Origin of the sequence: Trichocoleus sp. FACHB-90, assembly GCF_014695505.1 — a bacterium.
GTDB lineage: Bacteria > Cyanobacteriota > Cyanobacteriia > Cyanobacteriales > FACHB-T130 > Funiculus > Funiculus sociatus.
The window spans coordinates 35,110-56,353 of the sequence record NZ_JACJOK010000081.1; the positions used below are offsets into that span (position 1 = coordinate 35,110).

Sequence of the window (21,244 nt, forward strand, 5' to 3'; positions counted from 1 at the left end):
AAGCTCAACAAGCAAGGATGAAGATAGGTAGGGTGCGTTAGGTTAGAGAGCGATCGCAACATTGCTAACTTAGTCGGTTTTCGAGAGCGCTGCTATCGGTTGACGCACACCACACAATAGCGCTAACGCTGACGCAGTGCGATCGCTCTTTAACTACTCAAGATTCAGGACTTTTATTCGACCAGGCGGGATGAGATAGCAATGAGGCAATCACCCGGACACCTCGCAGCTGATTTGACAGAGGGAGATGACCTCTAGGAGCAGACAGATCCCAGGTAAACTCGTTGGGGTATCTAGTCCAGTTGTTTCCGTTCTTCCAGCCGATTTTCGGCCAGAATTTTAAGAAGTTTTTGCCGACACCCAACCAAATTTCGTGCTGCACTCCAAAGCCAAATTTCCCTTCTGAGTAGACGAACCACAGGTTATTGATGGTTTGCAAATCCTTAATGGGGAAGTTTTCTACTTCAGTAAAGTACAACCATTTTCTCTGCACGGCATCAACGCCTGCTAATTCACACATTTTTTGCAAGGTCATCCGGTCAGCTGAAAGAAAGTCCTGTTTTTTGAGCAGCTGTTGCAGCGGTGTGTAGTCGATGCCGCGTTCTGAGTTTAGCGGTACGATCCCGTTAGGGAAATGGGTTTGCAGAAATTCATCTGCGACTTTTGAGTTGGCGCTCTCAAGGGTCTGGTAGGCTTTGACAGCAACCAAAGTGGCAGGTTTTGACTTGCTTTGAAGTAAAAATTCCATCAGTACCTCTAAACCGGACTCTCCAGCTTTTATGAGTTCTGGAATGAGTTGTAGTTGCCCTGCTGGAGAACCCGACTCGAACTTGAAGCGGAGGGCGGCGATGTCGTTAGAGGTGGTGTCTGGTAGATCGGCAGTCTTTGGGTCAATCATGAAGCAAGTTTCAGTCTGTTGTCTTTTTTCCGTAAGCGTTTGAACGTTTGAAGGTTGGAGGCGCTGGAGGCGTTGTTAGAACGAGAATACCTACCCAACGTTTCAAAGTTTCAATAACCTATAACTAATGACTTGAGTGCAGGATGCGGTCAATAAGTGCTGTGGTCGAGGTAGGAATTTCCACTTTGACTAATTCTATCCGCCCCCCGTATGCCAAAACATCTGGTGCTTCTGGCAGGGTTTCTTTGCTGTAGTCGCCTCCTTTGACATAAATATCCGGTTTGAGTGCTTCAATTAAGCTAGTGGCGGTTAAGTCCTCAAAAATCACTACCCCATCGACGGACTTTAGGGCGGCGAGAACTTCTGCCCGCTGCTGTTGGGGAACTATAGGTCGAGGAGGCAATCCCTGTTTGTGCGGTTTGATGGCACTAACTGAGCGATCGCTATTTAACCCCACTACAAGCGATCGCCCGAAGGACTTTGCTATTTGTAAATATCTCACATGACCTGCATGGAGTATATCAAAGCACCCGTTAGTAAATACTAACGGTCTCCATTGCGACTGATCGGTCGCGATCGCTTGACTTATTTCACTCAATGTGTAAACGCTGATAATCATGGCTAATAGTTAATGGCTAATAGCTAATGGGTAATGGCTGATGGCTTTTAACAATTAGCAATGAACAAGCAACTAGCATTTCTTCTATAATTGCTCCTCATTGCTGGGACGGCGGTATCCGCGTTCAAAGGCAAAGCGAACCAGTTGAGAGCGATTGTCTAGCTCCAGCTTACCGAGGATGTTACTCAGATGGGTTTGAACTGTGCGGGGACTGATGAACAAGCGATCGCTAATTTGTTTGTTGGTAAAACCTTGAATTACCTCCCAAAAAACTCTTTGCTCTGCTGGGGTTAAGGGCAGTGACATCACTGGGGGAACATCTGAGTATTGTGATTTCTCTTCAGCAGGGGCAGCGCTGGTAGCCAGCTGCTGCATTAACCGTACCATTTCTGCATTGATGCGGCGCGATCGCTCTAGCTGTGCCTCAATTTTTGCAACTAATTCCCGTGGATCGAAAGGTTTTGTCAGATAATCATCTGCTCCTATTGTGTGTCCTTGAATTCGGTCTTCTAATTCTCCTTTTCCTGATAGAAATATAAACGGCACTAATTGTCCTGAAGGTATCCCTCGCAGACGGCGGCAAAATTCCAGACCGTCCATTTCTGGCATCATGACATCACTAACCACTACATCCGGTGCATCTTGTTCAAAAACAGTTAATGCCTCCATACCAGAACTTACATCCTGAACCTGATACCCTTGGGTTTGCAGGTAGCGTGTCAAGACGGTTCGCAGGGTTCTGTCATCATCAACGACTAATATCTTTTTCATCGTTATTCTAGAGGGCCCTTACCATCCATATCAGCCATGTGCAAACTGGATTATCCCGCTTTATCGTGAGTTGTGTTATTGGAAAGTACAGAGGCTGGTTGTGCAGCATATATCTTTTTTATATCAGCTTGTAAATAATCGGCAGCGTTAGCAGTGTCTCAACCAGTGGTAGTGAGACTAGGGTATAAAGAGGTATCACACGGGGGCGATCGCGCTCGATCTACCCTACTTCAGCATAATGGCTGATGTCTGACTGCGCTCAATGCTGCATCGAAAACCATTTGACAGCAAAAAATGGCTGCTATGAGCTATAATATTTTTCCTATCTTTGTCAGCGCTTTCTTGCTTTAAGTTGATGAAAATGAAGCAGGCGCGATGTTCTAGCTGAAATACTCGCAGAAAACTATTAAGTATTTTTGCTTAAATATTTAGTTGAGAGCGCAGTAGCTTAAGCAACCTGTACCAAATTTCTCTCTAAAACTAATGCTGATATTGCAGCATTAACCACATATTTTTTAACATTTAAACTTTTCTCACTTCACCAAAATGGCAGAAGATATCAAATATGTCTTAGATTACCTTTCCAAATTTGCTGGAATTGGCTTGTCCTAAAGCTTCCCAATAAATACTTAAAGTAAGTATTTATAACTTCCGCAGAATTACTTAGTTTTTTTTAGAGTAACCTTGTTTTACTTTATTTGCCTTTGCCATATATCTGATTTCTAGTCAGATTTACTAAATATTTAAAATAAATAAACAAAACATAGTTTTGGGGAGAAAAATGCCCAATATGCACTTGTAAAATGCGCCTAAAAAGTGGCATAATTTTTGTAGCAAAGACTACATAAAAATCAACTTAACAAAGCATATGAAGACCTGCCAGACAGTTGTCACCCTCTCCCTAGCCGCCCTGGGACTAATGGCATCGCCTCATGCAGCTAGTGCGTACAGCCTCAGCCATTTGGACACAGATACAGACTATAATGCGCTGATCGATCAACTTTCCTTTGTTCCCGAAGGTCGAATAGGGTCTAACTCAATCGGTGGAACGACTTACGAACTCGATATCCATGACATTGTTAATAATAATTTTGTCATTTTAGATCGGGATGAATTTGTCTGGTCAAATGGCACAGCAACACCTTTTACCCTTGCGTACCAAGCAGGTACCCAAAATGTCAGCTACAGCGTAGGAGGTAAAACCTTAAACTCGGCTGCCACAGGCCCGTTTACAGACATTTTAATCCGCACCAGAGCTACCAAGCCCAACTCCAAAATTGAAGTTAACAATTTATTCCTAAACGGACTTGCCCTGAATGATTCTTCTGTTGCGGATGCAGATGGAGACAGCTTAGACTATCTGCGAATTAGAGGTCTATCTGATAAAACAGATTTTCTCCTCACTGGACAATCAATTATGAGTTGGTTAGGAGCAACCCCCTCTCAATCCCAGCTTGCCTATCAAATCAAAGTTGGCACGACAGTAGAGGGGCCATTGTCAGAATCAGAGTCAGTTCCAGAGCCAGCCTCTATGTCCCTATTTTCCTTGATTGTCGGTGGCATTGCCTGGATGAGGAGCGGGCGGCGTAGCAAACACAAAGCTTAAAATTCAAAAAAGCTTGACTTGAGCGATCGCAAGCTTTGATGATCTGGTAGCCTTCAAAAAAGCATTGTCTGGCTCAGACTAGACTCAACAAGAGTGTAATATGTACGAAAAGATCGCTCCCCCTGAAACAGGCTCCAAGATTACCTTTAAAAATGGGGAACCCATTGTCCCAGATAACCCAATCATCCCCTTCATTCGCGGCGACGGCACGGGAATAGACCTCTGGCCCGCATCTCAAAAAGTCTTTGATGCCGCCGTAAAAGTTGCCTACGGCGGTAAGCGGCAAATTAGCTGGTTTAAAGTCTACGCAGGTGATGAAGCCTGCGAAAAGTACGGCACCTACCAGTATTTGCCCCAAGATACCCTCGACGCGATTAAAGAGTATGGGATTGCCATCAAAGGGCCTCTGACAACGCCAATCGGAGGAGGCATTCGGTCGCTGAATGTGGCATTGCGTCAAATTTTCGACCTCTACTCCTGCGTTCGTCCCTGCAAGTATTACGCAGGTACGCCCTCTCCCCACAAAACTCCAGAAAAACTAGATGTCATCATCTACCGAGAAAACACAGAAGACATCTATCTGGGAATTGAGTGGCGACAGGGCAGCGAAATTGGCGACAAACTGATTAAACTGCTCAATACTGAGTTAATCCCCGCGACACCCGAACACGGGAAAAAGCAAATTCCCCTCGACTCTGGCATCGGCATCAAACCAATTAGCAAAAAGGGTTCTCAACGTTTGGTGCGCCGTGCCATGAAAAATGCCCTGCGACTCCCCAAGAACAAGCAGCAGGTGACGCTGGTGCATAAGGGCAATATCATGAAGTACACTGAGGGCGCTTTCCGCGACTGGGGCTATGAACTGGTTACTACAGAGTTTCGCGGCGAGTGCGTCACTGAACGGGAATCTTGGATTCTGAGCAACAAAGAGCGTAACCCAAATATTAGTTTAGAAGAAAACGCCCGTCAGATTGATCCTGGGTACGATGCCCTCACGGAGGAGAAAAAAGCCCAAATCTGTCAGGAAGTTGAAGATGTCCTCAACTCCATCTGGCAAACTCACGGTAACGGTCAGTGGAAAAACTTGGTGATGGTGAATGACCGAATTGCCGACAGCATTTTCCAACAAATTCAGACGCGACCGGATGAATATTCCATCCTCGCCACGATGAATTTGAATGGGGATTATCTCTCTGACGCAGCTGCTGCGATTGTCGGTGGGTTGGGGATGGGGCCTGGAGCCAATATTGGCGACCAATGTGCCATCTTTGAGGCTACTCACGGTACTGCTCCCAAACACGCTGGTTTAGACCGAGTAAACCCTGGTTCGGTGATTTTGTCGGGGGTGATGATGCTGGAATTTATGGGCTGGCAAGAGGCAGCGGATTTGATTAAGAAAGGGCTTGGTGAAGCTATTTCTAACCGCGAAGTGACTTATGATTTAGCGCGGTTGATGGAACCACCAGTAGAGCCACCCTTGAAATGTTCTGAGTTTGCAGAGGCGATTATCAAACATTTCAATTGATAGTTGTCAGTTGTCTTTATTAATTGAAAGAGTTTGGAGTTATTAATTTTAAATTAATAACTCCAAACTCGAATTCTATTGACTTAAGAGTTGTTTATTGGGTGGGGAGTAAGCTTTATATAACGTCTTCCTAATATTTTTTGGGTCTGGTGCCTCAACCCAGCCTTTCCCAATTATTCCTTTTTAAGGATTGGTAAAAGTGTTTATCCGGCCTCCCCCAAGGGATCTCCCTGTAGCTGGACGGGGAAAGTTGCTAGTAGGCTGAGTTACCTGATTCGGTTGCACTCCCGGATTACCAACGTTGGAATTATTACCCACGTTGGAACTAAATCCGGAGTTGGTGCCAATGTTGCTTCCCTGATTGGGCAACCCAGATGGGTATTGTCCGTAATTATTGGTGGTTATGGGGGCGGGTGGCGCTACGGGTACGGGTGCGACTGGCACTATTGGCGCTGGCTGGGGTTGGGTAAAAGAGGTGTAAGGATTAGGATTAGGATTAGTTGTTGTGGTTGGGGGAACGCTATAGCCTGTTGTGGTGGGTAAGGTAGTTGTCGTTGGCGGTGCCATCTGTCCACTGTAGGTGGATGTCGGGGTTGCCTGCGTGGACTCAGATACATTTGCAGGTGGCTGACTCGTAGACAATAAAGGTGTTGATGTTTGGTTTAACCCTTGTTGCAGGGGGCTTCCAGGCATCGTAGCTTGGGATGGTTTATCACCATTGAGCGCTTTAAACCCAGCTGTTGGGCTAGAAGTTACGGTTGTTGTGGATGTTTCAGTTTGCTGGTTGCTGGGTGTTGCTCCTAAAAGGGGGCCACTATTGGAAAGGGGGCCAGCATTTAGTAGCTCTTGCGCTGATGTAGCAAAAGGATTGGTGGAGTTTTGCGGATCTTTGGGTGCTATCCTGAGCAATTGAGACGTTGATTCTGGATTAGGCGCAGCAGTTTTGTTACGAGTCAACTGTTCAAATAAACCTTCTTCCTTGGGACTTTGAGATTTCTGCTTTTGCTTGCCTGCGCCTTGGGGATTGACCGGGTTAAATTCTTGAATTAATACAGGTAAACTATCAATATCAGCACCGATAGCACTACTTTCTTCCGAAAGGCTTTGTTCATCCTCGGTTGCTTCATCGCCACTGCCAGTTAGCCACTCTGGGTGTTGCCAGTACTGCCATCCGCCAAAGAGTACCATTGAGATCGTGATCGCGCTACCCCAAAACGCCGGACGCAGCACTGTCCGGAACCGTGCTTTGAAATAGCGGATGGAGGCAGGAACTTGTTTGGATGGCATAGGTGTAGTGCAGCTCGGCTCTGCACGGTGGGTATAAATTGATTCTATACGCTATTTAACTTAAGGTAGTTGCCGTAAGGTAATCTTTTTTTAAAGATGGCAGTATCTTGTGTAAAAGTTTCTCTAACAACTCCTTTATAGGCTGTAACCCTTAAGACAGGGGGACAATCTGCAAACGAAAAAATATTTCACAATTATTTATAACTGTTATATAAGCAGTCAGTCATTAGTTAGTAGCGATCGCTAACGAGCAACGTCCTGAATCATTAGCGATCGCTTATTGGTTCGCGATATACACAGCCCGAACAAATAATGACTAATTTACCGGGCAGCTTTAAGCAAAAACCAGACACCTGCTGCTAAGCCAAACAGGTTTGGCATCCAAGCAGCGACAAAGGGAGGCAGGAAGTTGCCCAGCCCCAGCGCATCTCCAAAGGACATTAATAAATAGTAAGTAAAAATTACCAAGACGCTAATACCAAAACCTGTCGCTTTACTGGTGCGCGTAGGTCTAGTTGCCAAAGCAGCACCCACTATAGCAAACACTACACAAGCAAAGGGTAAGGCTATTTTTTGGTGAATGCGGATCAGCAGCTTGCGAATTTTCTGCTCATTGCCACTTAAACGTTCTATTTTCAGACGTTCTGTGGATTGTGCAAGGTTCATTTCTCCATAGTCGCGCCCAGAACTTGCCAAATCTAAAGCTGTGCGAGGCAGTTGCAGCTGTTGGTGTTCAAACCGCAAAATGTTGCGGTAGGAAGCATCAGGAGAAATTAGATAAATGGTGCCTTTAAAAAAATCCCAGGTATTTTGTGCTGGGTTCCAAGACGCGGCTTGTGAGGTAACAATTTGGTTTAGTCCTTCTTGTGACCAATCCAAAATTGTCAAACCCTGCATTTTTTCCCCATCAAACTTTTCTGCATAAAACAAACGCTTTAGCACTTGTTCTTTTTGACCATTGGGCAGTTTGACTTTAGTATATTCTGGATAGAAAATATTGCGCTCTTGGAAAGACGGCTTTTCTTTATTCAGCGCTCGATCTAGGGTAACTTTAGCTTGAAAGTTAGCTGCTGGTACTACATATTCATTAAAGGTAAAGGCAATACCAGTAATAAAAAATCCCAAGATAATTGCTGGTGCTACTAGACGATAAACACTTATGCCGCAGCTACGCAAAGCTACCAATTCGCTGTCACTGGAAAGACGACTATAGGTTAATAAGGTAGCTAGTAGCGTTGACGCAGCAAAGGCGTATGCCATAAATTGCGGTAGACTCAACAGCAACACTTTCAAAACCAGCATCGCTGGTAGCCCTACGTCCACACTTCTCCGCATCAGGTCAAATAAGCTGCCAATCGTTACTCCCAAAGAGGAAAAGAAACCCATTCCAAACAGGAAAGGTGCGAATAGTTCGCTGGCAATGTAGCGATCCATGACCGAGATGCGGGAAATCAAGGGGTAGAGTGGATTGAAAAATTTGGGCATTGCTAATGGCTAATTGCTAATGGCTAGTTGCTAATGGCTAATTGCTAATTGTTTTTAAGAAATTAGGAATGAGCTATTAGCCAAGGACTAGGGGCTACCTTTTGAAGTCATCGCCTAAGTAATATTGGCGTACTAAAGGGTTATTGTATAGTTCTTCAGCGCTGCCTGCTGCGAGGATTTGTCCGTCGCGCATGATGTAGGCTCGATCTGTAATAGCGAGGGTTTCCCGGACGTTGTGATCGGTGATCAAGATGCCCATGCTGCGATCGCGTAGTTCGGCTATGATTTTTTGAATCTCCGATACGGCAATTGGATCGACACCCGCAAATGGTTCATCTAAAAACAAAAATTTTGGCCCTTCGGGGCCAGATGCTAAGGATCTCGCCAACTCGGTGCGCCGCCGTTCTCCCCCAGAGACACGAATTCCGTGTGTATAAGCAACTTTTTCTAGACGAAAGTCTTGAAGTAAGTAATCCAGACGCTGCTGCCACTGACGGCGCGGGACACCTGTTTGCTCTAACACCAGTAGAATGTTATCTCGGACGCTGAGGTTCCGGAAAATACTTGCTTCCTGCGCGAGGTAGCCAATGCCCAACGTAGCTCGTTTATGAATGGGCAAGGCGGTGATGTCGGTGTTATCCAACCAAACAGTACCTTGATCGGGTTTTTCTAAGCCAGTAGCAATGTAAAAGGTGGTGGTTTTACCAGCACCATTGGGGCCGAGCAATCCCACGATTTCCCCTTGCGCTACTGAAAGGTTGACACGATTAACAATCGTGCGCTTGGCATAAGACTTGTGGATATTTTCCAGTACGATTTTCATTGAATTGTGGCTGATGGCTAATGGCTAAAAGAATAAGTAAATTATTCTTTTTCTGCCTTTTGCATGAGAGCCTTTTGCCTTTATTACCTTCGGGGGGTTGTTAATGGGCTATTCGGTGTTTTGAAGGCTGGCTTAGGATTGACGGGGGGAGTTGTTACAGGCGCTGCGGGTTGAGTTGGGGCGCTGGGGTCGGAAACTAAATAAATTGATTCTACCTGTCGGCTGCCTTGAGGCAGGGCAACAAAGCGCCCTTCATCGATGAGGTATGTAATTGTCTCGCCTCGGAGACTATTACCTTGTTGTAGGACGTAGACGTTGCCAGTGAGAACAATGCGGCGCTCTTTGCTGAAATACTGAGCTTGGGCAGCTGTTGCCTGAATTTGCCGTGATGGATAGTACATTTGCACGTTACCACGTGCGGTTACGACTCCTGTTTTCGAGTTGGCTTCTTGGACATCAGAACGGACGGTGAGGGCGCGTCCGTCGCCTGGAGTTTGGGCTTGAGCGTTTTGTTGCATCTGGCTGGGGAATGCGATCGCTCCCACCAAGGCAGCTGGAAGCATCAATACTAATCCCAGGCGACGCATGAAAGATTGAGTTTGTTGAGAGGATTGCATCATGGGTTTTGCGGAGACATCAATGTTAGTCATTGGCAACAGGCTAAGGAGGCGCTGAATAAGTTAGTCGGCTACTGTGCCTAGTTTACTCTTTCTATAGACTCGATCCGGATCTACTTCAGGGATGACCAAGCACTAAAATCCTGACGATGCCTAGCTTGCAGAAGTTTCTTGAGTGTCTACTCGCTGTATTTTTGGTAATTGTACAGTGTCGCCTTGGTGCTGCATCTGTTCCACGAATTCAGCGATGTTTTCCGCACCAGCTTCTTGCAGTGCTGTCAACAGTTCAGCACTCTGATCTATGAGTTGGCTAACATCAATACCGCTGTATCGGGGTTCGTAAGCTTTGATGCGTCCGATTCCCTCTCCTAGTAATATCGCCGCACCGCGCCAGTTGAGATTGCCCAGATGATAGCAGGCAACTGCTATTTGCAGGACTCCCTGATAAAACCTTTTTTGCGGTTCGCTGGCTTCCATCCAGAGGGCTTCTAAGGTGTCGTGACAAGCGTAAAATTCCTGCTGATTAAACTGCTCTACTCCTTGCAAAAATTCAGTCGTGATTTCTTCAGACATTATATATAGCAATACCTACCCTACTAAAAAGTTTTTTTTATCAGGTTTTATGGAAATCTAAAGGCTATAACTTAAAAGCATCCAAGTTGTTTAATGATTAAAAAATAGCGAGGCTGATTGCCTCGCTCACATGGTTACATACTATCTCGCACGGCGTGAATTTCTTCAATAGAGATGTCTTGCATTTCACCACGAAACTCGTTATCTTCGGTGAGAAATAACATACAATGGCATTCTTTGCGTTCGCGCATGGGTACGCAGGGACAATTCCAGAAAGCCGCAGCTACTTCTGCCTCTTTATCTTCGTAATGGCGACAGGGACACAAAGGCGCACCAAGGTCATCTTTGTGCTTGGCGAGTCCTTCAATCACGACAGCTGTTACTGAGGGATCGACGCAAAAGTATGTACCTGTCCGTTTGGCGTAAGTTTGAGAAAACTGACGCATTGCCTCTAGGTTTTTATCGCTGGATTTCGATTGAGTTTCTGATGATTGCATGATATGTAATGACAGGATGTAGGCAGGTATTAAAGCATTGTATCCTAAGGCTTTTCTTCAAGGGGATCGGCTGATAAAAAATGTTAGTGAAGAAATCTATCTCAGGGGTGACTGTAGCTGAACTTGTAGCGGTTGCTCAGTGTTGATGATTATTCCAGGGGAATTGCGATTTACGGGTGTTGCAGCTTCAGTTAATGATGGCATCCATAGCACCCAGCGGCTAGCAGGGGGTAAGGCAGTTAGTGTTACTGGGTTCTGAGTCAGCCAAATTAAGGGAAGATTGGGCGGACTCAGAGCGATCGCATCTTCTCCAGCATATGTTGCGGCTAAGGTTTCTAATACTACGCGATGACCTTGCACTAATCCAGTTAAGGCTGTCCAAAGTTTCACATTTAACTGTCGTCCACTGGCATAGAAGTATAGGGATGCAGCAGCAATTACGGCTTGTTCAAAATCTTCCGGGTTCCAGATGCTGCCACTGTCAAGGCATATAATTACTTCTTGTCCTCCAGTGAAGGTTTCCAACTCGCGGACTTGGAATTGTCCTAACCGGGCGCTGGTTCGCCAGTGAATTAAGCGGGTGGGATCGCCGACGCGATAGGGACGCAGGGTTCGCGTTACTCCTTCTGTTGCTGCCTGGGAACGACGATCTATACTGAGAAATTGGGGACTGGTATCTTGCCCAATTTCATCGATTAGAGGGCAATTGATCAGGGGTAAAACTGTAGGATAGACGAAGGCTGTTGCTGGAACATGGCGATCGCGCCGACACCAAAACAACCCCAGAGGGGCAGCTGTCTTGAGTTGCACTGTCATCCACCGATAAACGCCGCGTTTTTGGGCTGGTTGGTAGTAAATCCAGTGGTGGATGCTTTTCGGGGGAATAGTTTCTATCGGTGTGTGTACAGGTTTTCCCAGAACGAAGGGGAGATCGTCTTGGATTTGTAGCAGGTTTTGGGATTTGTCAACTGGATTTTCTATATCTAATTCGATTGTTAGCTCGTCACCAACACTCACTGGTTGGATGGGACGGCGGTTGACTCGCAAAGACTTGAGACTTCGGGCTGGTAAAATAGCCGAGAGTCCCAAAAGTGCTAACATTACACCACTGATAACATACAGCCACCCTGCCATAGTGTTAGTGGCGGCTCCAAAAAAACAGATAGCGATCGCTAAGAGTATCCCACCCCCATAGGCTGGCTTTACCCAACGAGTTTCTAACCATTCTGCCATTCGATCAACGTTTTTCATTAAAAGCGCCCAATCGCTATATCACAAGCAATTTAACAAAAATCAGATTACGAATAAATAAAATTTTTTGCGGCTATCCGGGAATTTTTTACCGAAAAAAATGGGTCTAAAGCCCCGCACTTTTAGGGCGGATTTAGAAAGCTCCCGCTTTCAGGCTTCTAATCAGTTCCCTTAATACATCAGTCTTTGTCGTGTCCACAGCCAAGAAATATTCTCCCTTGAAGCAAGAAACTCAAATTCCTCAATCTGAAAATCTAATCGTTTCTTCATCGCTAAGTAAGGTTATTCGCTGTACAATCCTAGCATGAAGACATTGAAGTTTAAGCTCTACACTCACAAGCGGAATCGATTTCTCAAGCGGTCAATTAACGCTGCTGGAGCTATCTATAACCACTGTATTGCTCTCCACAAGCGGTATTACCAGATGTGGGGCAAACACTTAAATTGCGCTAAACTTCAAGCTCATATCGCCAAGCTCCGGAAACGTAAAGAGTTCTGGCAATTAGTCGGCTCTCAAGCGGTGCAGGATATTTGTCAACGGATTGAGAAAGCCTATCAACTGTTTTTTAAACACAACAAAAAAGGAGTTAGACCACCGGGATTCAAGAAAGTCAGAAGATACAAGTCCTTCACCTTGAAGCAAGCTGGCTACAAGTTCTTGGGTGGCAATCGTATTAAGATTGGTAGCAAGGTCTATCAGTATTGGAACTCTAGAGTGATTGAGGGTAGGGTCAAAACGCTCACTATAAAGCGGACACCATTGGGTGAAATGTTTATGGTGGTTGTAGTTGACAGCAGCAGTGAGCCGGAAATCAAATTCGAGACGAGTCGCATCGCTGGGTTTGATTTTGGGTTGAAAACGTTTCTCACCTGCTCTGATGGTTCCACAATTGAATCTCCCCAATTCTTCAAACAGTCGCTCAGTGACGTTAAGATAGCTAGTCGTCGGCACTCTAAGAAAGTTAAAGGTTCAAACAACCGTGAATGTGCAAGAAAGCATCTAGTCCGCAAATATGAAAATGTTTCTAACCGCCGTAGCGGTTGGTTCTGGAAACAAGCTCACGACCTGACTGACAAATTTGATGTGCTGTGTTTTGAGACGTTGAACCTCAAAGGAATGCAGCGTCTTTGGGGGCGTAAAATTTCTGATTTGGCTTTTGGGGAATTCCTGAAAATTCTTGACTGGGTTGCGAAAAAGAAAGGCAAACTCATTGTCTATATCGATCGCTGGTATCCATCCAGCAAGACCTGTTCCCCTTGCGGTCACGTCTTAGAATTGGATTTGTCGGTCAGAGTTTGGCGTTGTCCATCGTGCGGGTGTATCAACGGGCGGGATGAAAACGCGGCTTTGAATATTCAAGCAGTTGGGGCATCAACTGTTAGGTTAGGCGATGTCAGACAGTCAAAAGCTGCAATTGCTGTTTGAGCCTAGAATCTCCGTGCGTTTACGCCGGGGAGTATGTCAAAATATTTAAGTAAATTCACGCTTTACTTAAAAAAGAATTTATAGACTAGATCCATTAAACTGTGGTTTTACCGATACTAACTGACCAAGATTAGGGATTGGGGATTGGGAATTGAAAAAAAGTCTTACCCAGTCCCTAGCCCCTCAGTCCCCAGTCCCCCTTCAACCTAGTTAACACCTCGCGGAAACCGGAAAAATGACACAAATCAATGATGCTGGCAAATTGAAGCCTCAGGCTCCTCCACATATGCCACCACCGCCACCTCCTCCTCAGATGCAGACAGGGCGACTACCAGAGGTCAGCAAAGTTAATACTTCCATTAAACAATTGGTTAAGGAAGCGTTTCATCACAAAGCCTCTGACATTCACATTAGAGTTGGGCAAGTTACCAGATTTCGGGTTCGAGGTCAGATAACCCAATCTGAAAGCCAGATGAGGGTGACACCAGAAATCTATGAAAGATACCTGGCAGAGATTCTGAGTCCAGCTCAGCGAAAGCAATTCGCTGAGAAAAAAGAGCTGGATACAGCGATTTTCTATCCAGGTTTCGTGCGCTGTCGGGTGAACTGCTTTGAGACTTTGATGGGCGGAGCGATGGTGCTGCGCTTAATCACTCTGGATGTCCCTTCTATTGATAGTTTAAACTTACCGCAAGTCCTCAAAGACATTGTGTCAAAACCCCAAGGACTAATCCTAGTTACAGGGCCTACGGGATCGGGTAAATCAACTACACTTGCAGCAATGATTCGTCATCTGAACGAGACGATGAATAAGCACATTGTGACAATTGAAGACCCGATTGAATTTGTTCACTCTTCGCAAAATTGTCTACTTAGTCAGCGGGAAGTTGGTTTGCATACCAATGACTTTCACGAGGCGCTACGGGCAGTTTTGCGGGAAGACCCGGATGTAATTCTGATTGGGGAAATGCGCGATCGCATTACCATTGAAACAGCTTTGCAAGCATCCCAAACGGGTCACTTAGTTTTGGGTACTCTGCATACCAGAAGCGCTATCGGTGCTGTGGATCGTTTGTTAAACCTCTACAAAGCAGATGAACAGCCAGTGATGCGGATACAGATTACCCAATCTCTGATAGCTGTAGTAGCCCAACTCCTACTCCCTACCACAGATAGTCGGCGCACGGCAGTCCACGATATTTTAATTAATACACCTGCAATGGAAGATTACCTGCTCAAAGGTGAAAATGAGGAGGCATTCCGGTTAATGGAAAACGACCAGTACGACGGTATGCAGGTGATGAACCAGGCTCTCTACAATGAAATGCTGGAGGGTCGGATTACCCTTGAGGAAGCCTTGAACGCTTCCCCAGATCCCAACGATCTAGATCGCCGTATCCGTACAGGTGGGGTTGATGCTTCTAACTCCTCGACTCGCAGCTGGATGTAATCTCAGATTACATCAACCGAAGATGATGTGACACCCCCAATAAAAAAGCCCGCGCAGGCGGGCTTTTTTGTGTAGCCGCAGGTTGAAACCGGCGGGTTACCTGAGATAATTACCGCTTCGCCAGCTTCTTCGCCAGCTTCCGCAGACGAATCGACTTGGGCGTTACTTCCACCAATTCATCTGATCCAATGTATTCCAAGGCACGCTCCAAGCTCATATCTATTGGCGCTTGCAACTGCACTAACTCATCACCGCCAGAGGCACGGTGGTTGGTCAGCTGCTTCGCCTTGCAAACATTGAGTTCCAAGTCTTGTTGGCGGTTGTGTTCGCCAACAATCATGCCTTTGTAAACTTTGGTACCCGGAGTGATAAAGAACGCACCCCGATCCTCAGCATTCTTCATGGCGTAGAAGGTAGCAACGCCTTCCTCAAACGAAATTAAGACACCGTTGCGGCGAGTTTCCATATCGCTGGTGATGGGGCGATAGTCTAGGAAACTGTGGTTCATAATCCCTTCGCCACGGGTGAGGCGCATGAATTCACCCCGGAAGCCGATTAAACCACGGGCAGGAATTACAAATTCTAGCTGGGTGCGACCAGTGGTACTGATCTGCATATCTTGCATTTCGCCCTTGCGCTGTCCCAAACGCTCGATACAGCCACCGCTGGCTTCTTGCGGAACATCCAAAACCAAACATTCGTAAGGTTCGCAGGGTTGACCGCTAACTTCGCGGTAAATCACCTGCGGCTGGGAAACTTGAAATTCATAACCTTCCCGGCGCATGGTTTCAATCAAGATGCCGAGGTGGAGTTCGCCTCGACCGGAAACCAGTAATTTATCGGGAGAGTCGGTATCTTCGACACGCAAGGCGACGTTAGTTTCGAGTTCGCGGAACAAGCGATCGCGTACTTGTCTTGATGTCACCATCGTCCCTTCCTGTCCGGCAAACGGCGAATCGTTCACCGAGAAGGTCATTTGCAAGGTAGGCTCATCCACCTTAATCAGCGGCAAAGCTTGCGGTTCGTTCGGGCAAGTAATTGTCTCGCCAATGTTCGCATCGGCAAAACCAGCCACCGCCACAATATTTCCCGCAGAGGCTTCTTCTAAATCAATCCGCTTTAAGCCTTCAAAACCCATCAGCTTCGAGACTTTACCTTTCACAATGGCGCTGGTTTCCGTCACCAAAGCCACTTGTTGCCCCATTCGGATTGTGCCGTTATGGATTTTCCCAATCACAATCCGACCCAGATATTCAGAATAATCCAGGGTTGTCACTTGCAGCTGTAAAGGCTTATTCGGATCGCCTACAGGTGGCGCGACATGGTGCAGAATTGCCTCAAACATGGGCTGCATATCCATGTTGTCGGATTCCAGGGTGTTTCTGGAATAACCATTGATACCGGAGGCGAACAGATAAGGGAAATCGCACTGATCGTCATCTGCGCCCAGTTCCAAAAACAGATCCAATACTTTATCAATTGCGCCGTGAGGATCAGCTTGAGGACGGTCTATTTTATTGACGACAACGATAGGGCGCAATCCCTTTTCCAGGGCTTTTTTCAGCACAAATCGTGTCTGCGGCATGGGGCCTTCATTGGCATCCACAATCAGGATACAGCCATCGACCATGCCTAACACCCGCTCGACTTCGCCGCCAAAATCGGCGTGTCCGGGGGTATCGATAATATTGATTAGGGTTTCTTTGTATCTGACGGCGGTGTTTTTCGACAAAATTGTGATGCCCCGCTCCCTCTCTAGGGCGTTGGAATCCATGACGCAATCAGGAACGTCTTCCCCTTCGCGGAAGATGCCAGATTGTTTGAGGAGGGCATCAACAAGGGTGGTTTTGCCGTGATCGACGTGGGCAATGATTGCGACGTTGCGAATGGGGAGACTCATAGGAGCGTTCCAGAGTTGGTACTGCGACTCAGTTAAATTTAAGAAGCTCTTTAACAGAATTTGTCATCTAAGAGGAATGCTGTAAAGAAGCCGTAACAATTCTAGCTTAATTGCTTCAAATATTGCTAAATAGGTTTCCGTGCAGCTCAAAGGCAGAATTCCCAAGAGGGGGTGGAGGTAGCGATCGCTCTCAAGATGCTTTGCAGCGATCGCGTATCGGTTGAAAGCGCGGTAGAACCAGGCTTAACCTACTGCACTCTCTTTCGGCGATAAAATTACAACTTTGCCAAGTAGGTAGACATAATTGAACTAAATATCTAACGTAGGTTGGAACATTGGAAACCCACGCAACATTGATATGGTTTGATGGGTAATGCTACTATACCCATCCTAACAAATAACTATATCCATTTACTTAATAAAAACTTATTGTTAAAAACCAATTTCAAGTAAAAAATTTTAACTTAACTGGATTTTAAACAAAGCATTATTACCTATGAGTTGATAGTACCTGGCAATCGGGTAAAGGTAATTGATTATCGTATGCTAACGGCTACAAAAAAAAACTTTGTCCGGCAGTTACTCGTCACCAAAGCAAGCAACTAGTACCTAATCAAAGGTTACAGCTTTTTCTCATGTTTGTATTGTTAATGTATATTATGTACAATTTATACCAGCCGTCAAGCACTCAGCAATCTGCTGACGGCCTTTAAGCGAACAGCCACTTTGAGGAATGCAGATGAAGTTACAGCTGCGTGTTCTAATAGTTGAAGATTTAGAAGAAGATGCTGAACTGCTAATATATGAACTAAAGCGCGGTGATTACCATCCTATATACGAACGGGTGGACACAGCAGATGCTTTCATCGTAGCGCTGGATAAACAGCATTGGGATATTGTCATTGCTGATTACTCTATGCCTTGTTTTAGCGCTCCTGGTGCTTTGAGTTTGTTGCAGGAGAAGAAACTGGATATACCATTCATTATTGTGTCAGGAACCATCGGTGAGGAGATGGCTGTTGATGCTATGAAAGCTGGAGCTTCTGACTACATCATGAAAGGCAACTTGGCGCGACTTATCCCTGCTGTTGAACGGGAGTTACGTGAAGCCCTCCAGCGACAAAAACGACGGGAAGCGGAACAAGCTTTACGCGAGAACGAAGAACGATTTCGCTCTCTCATTGAAAATGCCTTAGATATTATTACAGTTCTGAGTACTGATGGCACTGTGTATTATATAAGCCCCTCTGTTCATAGAGTTTTGGGTTACGAATCAGAAGAATTAGTAGAAAAAAATCTCCTTGGTTACATTCACCCGGAGGATGTAACTGAAGTTATTAACAACCTGCATCAGGCACTTAATAACCCCAGTAGCACGTTATTTATAAAATTTCGGTTTCAGCATCAAGATGGCTCTTGGCGAATTCTTGAATCTGTTTGTAAAAAAATTATATATTCACCAGAAGTAGCAAGTATTGTTGTTAACTGTCGCGATATTACAGAGCGTCAGCAAAATGAAGAGATTCGCCGGGAGCTGGAGAAACAAAAAGAATTAAACGAAAGTAAATTCGACTTTGTTTCGATAATGTCGCACGAGTTTCGCAATCCGCTCAATGTTATTACAATATCTGCTGAATTACTGGAAAAATATAGCGATGTTGCCAGTAAAGAGCAAAAATATTTGTACTTTCAGCGCATTCGATTGGCTGCTCGAAATATGACGCAGTTGTTAGATGATATTCTGACAATCAGTAAAGCGGAAGTCGGAAAATTAGAGATAAACCCAGCTACCCTTGATTTAGCAAAGTTTTGCTTGGAGTTGGTGGAGGAGATGCAGTTTAGTAATGCAGGTCATGCGGTCAATTTTGTTTTTAAAGGCGGAGACGTTGATGAACAACAAAGTCAGGAATCGGAAGCAGGAAATTCGATAACCAATTGTTGTAGCTTAGCTTATATGGATGAAAAACTGCTGCGGCATATTTTTATTAATTTGCTTTCAAATGCTATTAAGTATTCACCCACAGGAGGTGAGGTATATTTTGAGCTTTCTTGTCAGAATCAGGAGGCAATTATCCAAGTTAAGGATCAAGGTATCGGGATTCCTGTAAATGACCAAAAACGACTGTTTGAAGTGTTTCATCGAGCAGGAAATGTGGGTAAGATTCCCGGTACGGGGCTGGGATTATCCATTGTCAAAAAGTTCGTGGAATTGCACGGTGGCAAGATTGAAGTAAGTAGTGAAGTGGGAGTGGGTAGCACGTTTACAGTTAAGCTGCCATTGCAAAGTCAGAGATTAACAGAATCGCGCCACACTTACTCCTGTGGCGCGAACTAAAATTTTTGGTATTCTCGTTAAGGGCGATTCCTTAACGATTTACGGAACTCATATCGGCGTAGCGATCGCCTGCTGCAACGTTCTTGGGTGCTACTTCGTCAAGGCGCGATCGCTCTTGTTGAGTTAAGGTAATGGCAGCAGCTGCCACATTCTCCTCCAAGTAGGCGCGGCGCTTGGTTCCGGGGATCGGGACGATATCGTCTCCCTGCGAGAGCAACCAAGCTAAAGCTAGTTGTCCCGGCGTGACACCCTTTTCGTTGGCAATTTCCTTCACCCGTTCAACGAGTTGCAGATTCTTCTGAAAATTCTCGCCTTGGAAGCGTGGCAAATGCTGGCGGTAATCATCGGGAGCAAAATTATCGGGACTGGTAATTTGTCCTGAGAGAAACCCCCGTCCAAGTGGACTATATGCCACAAAGCCAATTCCCAATTCCCGTACTGTGGGTAAAATCTCATCTTCAGGCTCCCGCTGCCAAAGCGAGTATTCTGATTGCAAAGCAGTAATCGGGTGAACTGCATGGGCGCGTCGAATCGTTGCCGGAGCAGCTTCAGAAAGTCCCAGGAACCGGACTTTGCCTTGCTTTACTAATTCTGCCATTGCACCGATAGTTTCCTCAATGGGAACGTTGGGATCGACGCGGTGCTGGTAGTATAGGTCAATGTAATCAAGTCCAAGCCGTTGCAGCGAAGCATCACACGCCTGCTGCACGTATTCCGGACTGCCATTGATCCCCCGAAAACTACTATCCTCGCCGCGTTGGATGCCAAATTTTGTGGCTAGTACGACCGCATCGCGACGGTCTTTAATAGCTTTTCCTACCAGCTTTTCATTCTCCCCGGTTCCGTACATATCAGCAGTATCGAGCAGGGTGACACCGAGATCCAGTGCGCGGTGAATGGTATCAATTGATTGGGCTTCATCGCCTGCGCCGTAGAACTCGGACATTCCCATACATCCCAGTCCCAGTTCTGAAACCATCAATCCTTGGCTTCCGAGTTTGCGTAGTTTCATTATTCCATTTCTCCTTATTAAGTTATGGTCGAACAATCCGGTGCATATCCAGAACTGGCGGGACAATTTCTGTCTGGGTTATCAGGTCGTGAATTTGTCCCCGGTGGTGTGTCTGGTGATTGAAAAAGTGGGCGACTAACAAATTGACGGGATCGGTATAAATTTTTCCGGCGTTATTTCGGTACTGAATCGTACCCGCCAAAAATTCTTCGGTTAAACCAGAGGCAAAGCTTTCAATCCGCTCATCTTCTGCTACACGCGCTTGGTTGAGTTGGTCGAAGTCTTCATAAAGGATGGCGTTGAGTCCGGTGGATGGGATTTCTTTGCCCTGGAAACGTGTCATCCAGATGCGATCGCCCACCATAATATGATTTAGCGTCCCGTGGATACTTTTGAAAAAGGCTGGTCTGATTTTCTTGCGTTCTGCATCCGAAAGCAAAGCGCAAGTTTCATAAAGTTTGCGATTCGAGAGTGTGTTGTATCGTGCCAGCATCTGGAAGTGCTGTATCAGCATACTGGTTTCCACCTCCTAACTATATAACTTTAACGTTAACGTTAGATTAACTACAAAAAAATTACTGGTTGCTGACCTCCTCGATATATTGCTGTATCCGGGCGATATTAGCTTGCAAGTCGTAGCGAAACTGCTCTAAAGCGACGATTTTTTCGTCAGTCTCCTGAAGATGAGTTTGCAGAATTTCCAGTAGTTTCTGCTTACCTCGTAACATCGTCGGTTCTTCAAAAAACAGGTCGATGATACTGCTAATCTCTTCCAGACTTAATCCCAACCCTTTGAGCGCATCAATTTTGCGGAGTCTGGCTAGTTCAAGCTCCGTGTAGTAGCGAAAGCCTTTGCCTTGCCGCTCAGCAGGGCCAAGTAATCCCAGATCCTCGTAGTAGCGAATTGTTCGCGGAGTCACGCCTGCTTTGAGGGCAAGCTCTCCGATTCGCATTTTTTCAGTCACGCTCTGTTGATTTGCCGAGATTGACGTTAACGTTAAATTCAGTTTAGCGATTCTCTAGTTCAGTGTCAATCACGTTGCAATAACTCTCGTTCCCACGCACAGCTTAGGAATGCAGATAAAGAGGCTCTGCCTCGTGTTAATTCCCTCCTTCTGGCTGGGAAGAAAAATTGCTTGTATTTGCGCCTTAAATATGGTACATATGTA

General features: G+C 45.8%; 19 protein-coding genes. 5 read left to right on the top strand and 14 right to left on the bottom strand.

The annotated features are described in order from the left end of the window. Window positions 1-157: 157 nt before the first annotated feature. The 3 genes from H6F74_RS23805 to H6F74_RS23815 form a co-directional block, all read right to left on the bottom strand. Complete coding sequence (locus tag H6F74_RS23805; protein WP_190444621.1) at window positions 158-898, bottom strand: GUN4 domain-containing protein; 741 nt, start codon at window positions 896-898, stop codon at window positions 158-160. Window positions 899-1,022: 124 nt separating this feature from the next. Beyond that, window positions 1,023-1,517: an adenylyltransferase/cytidyltransferase family protein gene (locus H6F74_RS23810; RefSeq protein ID WP_190444622.1), complete on the bottom strand. Its 495-nt coding sequence runs from the start codon at window positions 1,515-1,517 to the stop codon at window positions 1,023-1,025. A gap of 84 nt (window positions 1,518-1,601) precedes the next feature. Next, window positions 1,602-2,288 (bottom strand): response regulator transcription factor, encoded by a 687-nt coding sequence (locus H6F74_RS23815; protein WP_190444623.1) that lies wholly within the window; start codon window positions 2,286-2,288, stop codon window positions 1,602-1,604. 868 nt (window positions 2,289-3,156) lie between these two features. On the opposite strand from H6F74_RS23815, the gene H6F74_RS23820 reads away from it, so the two are divergent. Then, window positions 3,157-3,894, top strand: coding sequence for a PEP-CTERM sorting domain-containing protein (locus H6F74_RS23820; RefSeq protein ID WP_190444624.1), 738 nt, complete (start codon window positions 3,157-3,159; stop codon window positions 3,892-3,894). Between the two features lie 100 nt (window positions 3,895-3,994). Continuing rightward, window positions 3,995-5,419, top strand: a complete 1,425-nt coding sequence (locus H6F74_RS23825; RefSeq protein ID WP_190444625.1) for an NADP-dependent isocitrate dehydrogenase — start codon at window positions 3,995-3,997, stop codon at window positions 5,417-5,419. 183 nt (window positions 5,420-5,602) lie between these two features. Here the strand turns inward: H6F74_RS23825 and H6F74_RS23830 are convergent, their stop codons facing one another. The 7 genes from H6F74_RS23830 to H6F74_RS23860 form a co-directional block, all read right to left on the bottom strand. After that, window positions 5,603-6,706, bottom strand: a complete 1,104-nt coding sequence (locus H6F74_RS23830; RefSeq protein WP_190444626.1) for a hypothetical protein — start codon at window positions 6,704-6,706, stop codon at window positions 5,603-5,605. 321 nt (window positions 6,707-7,027) lie between these two features. Further along, window positions 7,028-8,191, bottom strand: a complete 1,164-nt coding sequence (locus H6F74_RS23835; protein WP_242022394.1) for an LptF/LptG family permease — start codon at window positions 8,189-8,191, stop codon at window positions 7,028-7,030. A 94-nt stretch (window positions 8,192-8,285) separates the two neighbouring features. Continuing rightward, entirely contained in the window at window positions 8,286-9,014 is a 729-nt protein-coding gene (gene lptB, locus H6F74_RS23840) for an LPS export ABC transporter ATP-binding protein (protein ID WP_190444627.1), read from the bottom strand. An 83-nt stretch (window positions 9,015-9,097) separates the two neighbouring features. After that, a complete protein-coding gene (locus H6F74_RS23845) occupies window positions 9,098-9,634 on the bottom strand; it encodes an LptA/OstA family protein (RefSeq protein ID WP_190444747.1) in 537 nt (178 codons plus the stop codon). A 150-nt stretch (window positions 9,635-9,784) separates the two neighbouring features. Then, window positions 9,785-10,204 (bottom strand): DUF309 domain-containing protein, encoded by a 420-nt coding sequence (locus H6F74_RS23850; protein ID WP_190444628.1) that lies wholly within the window; start codon window positions 10,202-10,204, stop codon window positions 9,785-9,787. 134 nt (window positions 10,205-10,338) lie between these two features. After that, on the bottom strand, window positions 10,339-10,701 hold the full coding sequence (locus H6F74_RS23855) for a ferredoxin thioredoxin reductase catalytic beta subunit (protein WP_190426056.1): 363 nt from the start codon (window positions 10,699-10,701) through the stop codon (window positions 10,339-10,341). Between the two features lie 96 nt (window positions 10,702-10,797). After that, entirely contained in the window at window positions 10,798-11,952 is a 1,155-nt protein-coding gene (locus H6F74_RS23860; protein ID WP_190444629.1) for a DUF58 domain-containing protein, read from the bottom strand. A gap of 304 nt (window positions 11,953-12,256) precedes the next feature. Here H6F74_RS23860 and H6F74_RS23865 point away from each other — a divergent pair, with 304 nt between their 5' ends. Together H6F74_RS23865 and H6F74_RS23870 are read left to right on the top strand one after the other, a co-directional pair. Next, complete coding sequence (locus tag H6F74_RS23865) at window positions 12,257-13,378, top strand: RNA-guided endonuclease TnpB family protein (protein WP_190444630.1); 1,122 nt, start codon at window positions 12,257-12,259, stop codon at window positions 13,376-13,378. Window positions 13,379-13,613: 235 nt separating this feature from the next. Then, window positions 13,614-14,828, top strand: coding sequence for a PilT/PilU family type 4a pilus ATPase (locus tag H6F74_RS23870; RefSeq protein ID WP_190444631.1), 1,215 nt, complete (start codon window positions 13,614-13,616; stop codon window positions 14,826-14,828). A gap of 109 nt (window positions 14,829-14,937) precedes the next feature. Here the strand turns inward: H6F74_RS23870 and typA are convergent, their stop codons facing one another. Continuing rightward, entirely contained in the window at window positions 14,938-16,728 is a 1,791-nt protein-coding gene (typA, locus tag H6F74_RS23875; protein ID WP_190444632.1) for a translational GTPase TypA, read from the bottom strand. Between the two features lie 739 nt (window positions 16,729-17,467). On the opposite strand from typA, the gene H6F74_RS23880 reads away from it, so the two are divergent. Continuing rightward, a complete protein-coding gene (locus H6F74_RS23880) occupies window positions 17,468-19,063 on the top strand; it encodes an ATP-binding protein (RefSeq protein WP_190444633.1) in 1,596 nt (531 codons plus the stop codon). Between the two features lie 31 nt (window positions 19,064-19,094). Here the strand turns inward: H6F74_RS23880 and H6F74_RS23885 are convergent, their stop codons facing one another. The 3 genes from H6F74_RS23885 to H6F74_RS23895 all read right to left on the bottom strand — a co-directional run bounded on the left by H6F74_RS23885 (window position 19,095) and on the right by H6F74_RS23895 (window position 21,040). After that, entirely contained in the window at window positions 19,095-20,075 is a 981-nt protein-coding gene (locus H6F74_RS23885; protein ID WP_190444634.1) for an aldo/keto reductase, read from the bottom strand. Between the two features lie 22 nt (window positions 20,076-20,097). Beyond that, window positions 20,098-20,589 carry a DinB family protein gene (locus H6F74_RS23890; protein WP_190444635.1) on the bottom strand — a complete coding sequence of 164 codons (492 nt, stop codon included), beginning with the start codon at window positions 20,587-20,589 and terminating at the stop codon, window positions 20,098-20,100. Window positions 20,590-20,650: 61 nt separating this feature from the next. Then, the gene (locus tag H6F74_RS23895) at window positions 20,651-21,040 is read right to left on the bottom strand and encodes a MerR family transcriptional regulator (RefSeq protein WP_347269549.1); all 390 of its coding nucleotides are present in this window, start codon (window positions 21,038-21,040) and stop codon (window positions 20,651-20,653) included. Between the last annotated feature and the right edge of the window lie 204 nt (window positions 21,041-21,244).

Coding starts and splice junctions, on each gene's coding strand:
- H6F74_RS23860 (WP_190444629.1), bottom strand. CDS start 11,952: ATGAAAAACGTTGATCGAATGGCAGAATGGTTAGAAACTCGTTGGGTA.
- H6F74_RS23885 (WP_190444634.1), bottom strand. CDS start 20,075: ATGAAACTACGCAAACTCGGAAGCCAAGGATTGATGGTTTCAGAACTG.
- H6F74_RS23835 (WP_242022394.1), bottom strand. CDS start 8,191: ATGCCCAAATTTTTCAATCCACTCTACCCCTTGATTTCCCGCATCTCG.
- H6F74_RS23890 (WP_190444635.1), bottom strand. CDS start 20,589: ATGCTGATACAGCACTTCCAGATGCTGGCACGATACAACACACTCTCG.
- typA (WP_190444632.1), bottom strand. CDS start 16,728: ATGAGTCTCCCCATTCGCAACGTCGCAATCATTGCCCACGTCGATCAC.
- H6F74_RS23870 (WP_190444631.1), top strand. CDS start 13,614: ATGACACAAATCAATGATGCTGGCAAATTGAAGCCTCAGGCTCCTCCA.
- H6F74_RS23850 (WP_190444628.1), bottom strand. CDS start 10,204: ATGTCTGAAGAAATCACGACTGAATTTTTGCAAGGAGTAGAGCAGTTT.
- H6F74_RS23805 (WP_190444621.1), bottom strand. CDS start 898: ATGATTGACCCAAAGACTGCCGATCTACCAGACACCACCTCTAACGAC.
- H6F74_RS23810 (WP_190444622.1), bottom strand. CDS start 1,517: ATGATTATCAGCGTTTACACATTGAGTGAAATAAGTCAAGCGATCGCG.
- lptB (WP_190444627.1), bottom strand. CDS start 9,014: ATGAAAATCGTACTGGAAAATATCCACAAGTCTTATGCCAAGCGCACG.
- H6F74_RS23880 (WP_190444633.1), top strand. CDS start 17,468: ATGAAGTTACAGCTGCGTGTTCTAATAGTTGAAGATTTAGAAGAAGAT.
- H6F74_RS23830 (WP_190444626.1), bottom strand. CDS start 6,706: ATGCCATCCAAACAAGTTCCTGCCTCCATCCGCTATTTCAAAGCACGG.
- H6F74_RS23825 (WP_190444625.1), top strand. CDS start 3,995: ATGTACGAAAAGATCGCTCCCCCTGAAACAGGCTCCAAGATTACCTTT.
- H6F74_RS23845 (WP_190444747.1), bottom strand. CDS start 9,634: ATGATGCAATCCTCTCAACAAACTCAATCTTTCATGCGTCGCCTGGGA.
- H6F74_RS23815 (WP_190444623.1), bottom strand. CDS start 2,288: ATGAAAAAGATATTAGTCGTTGATGATGACAGAACCCTGCGAACCGTC.
- H6F74_RS23820 (WP_190444624.1), top strand. CDS start 3,157: ATGAAGACCTGCCAGACAGTTGTCACCCTCTCCCTAGCCGCCCTGGGA.
- H6F74_RS23855 (WP_190426056.1), bottom strand. CDS start 10,701: ATGCAATCATCAGAAACTCAATCGAAATCCAGCGATAAAAACCTAGAG.
- H6F74_RS23865 (WP_190444630.1), top strand. CDS start 12,257: ATGAAGACATTGAAGTTTAAGCTCTACACTCACAAGCGGAATCGATTT.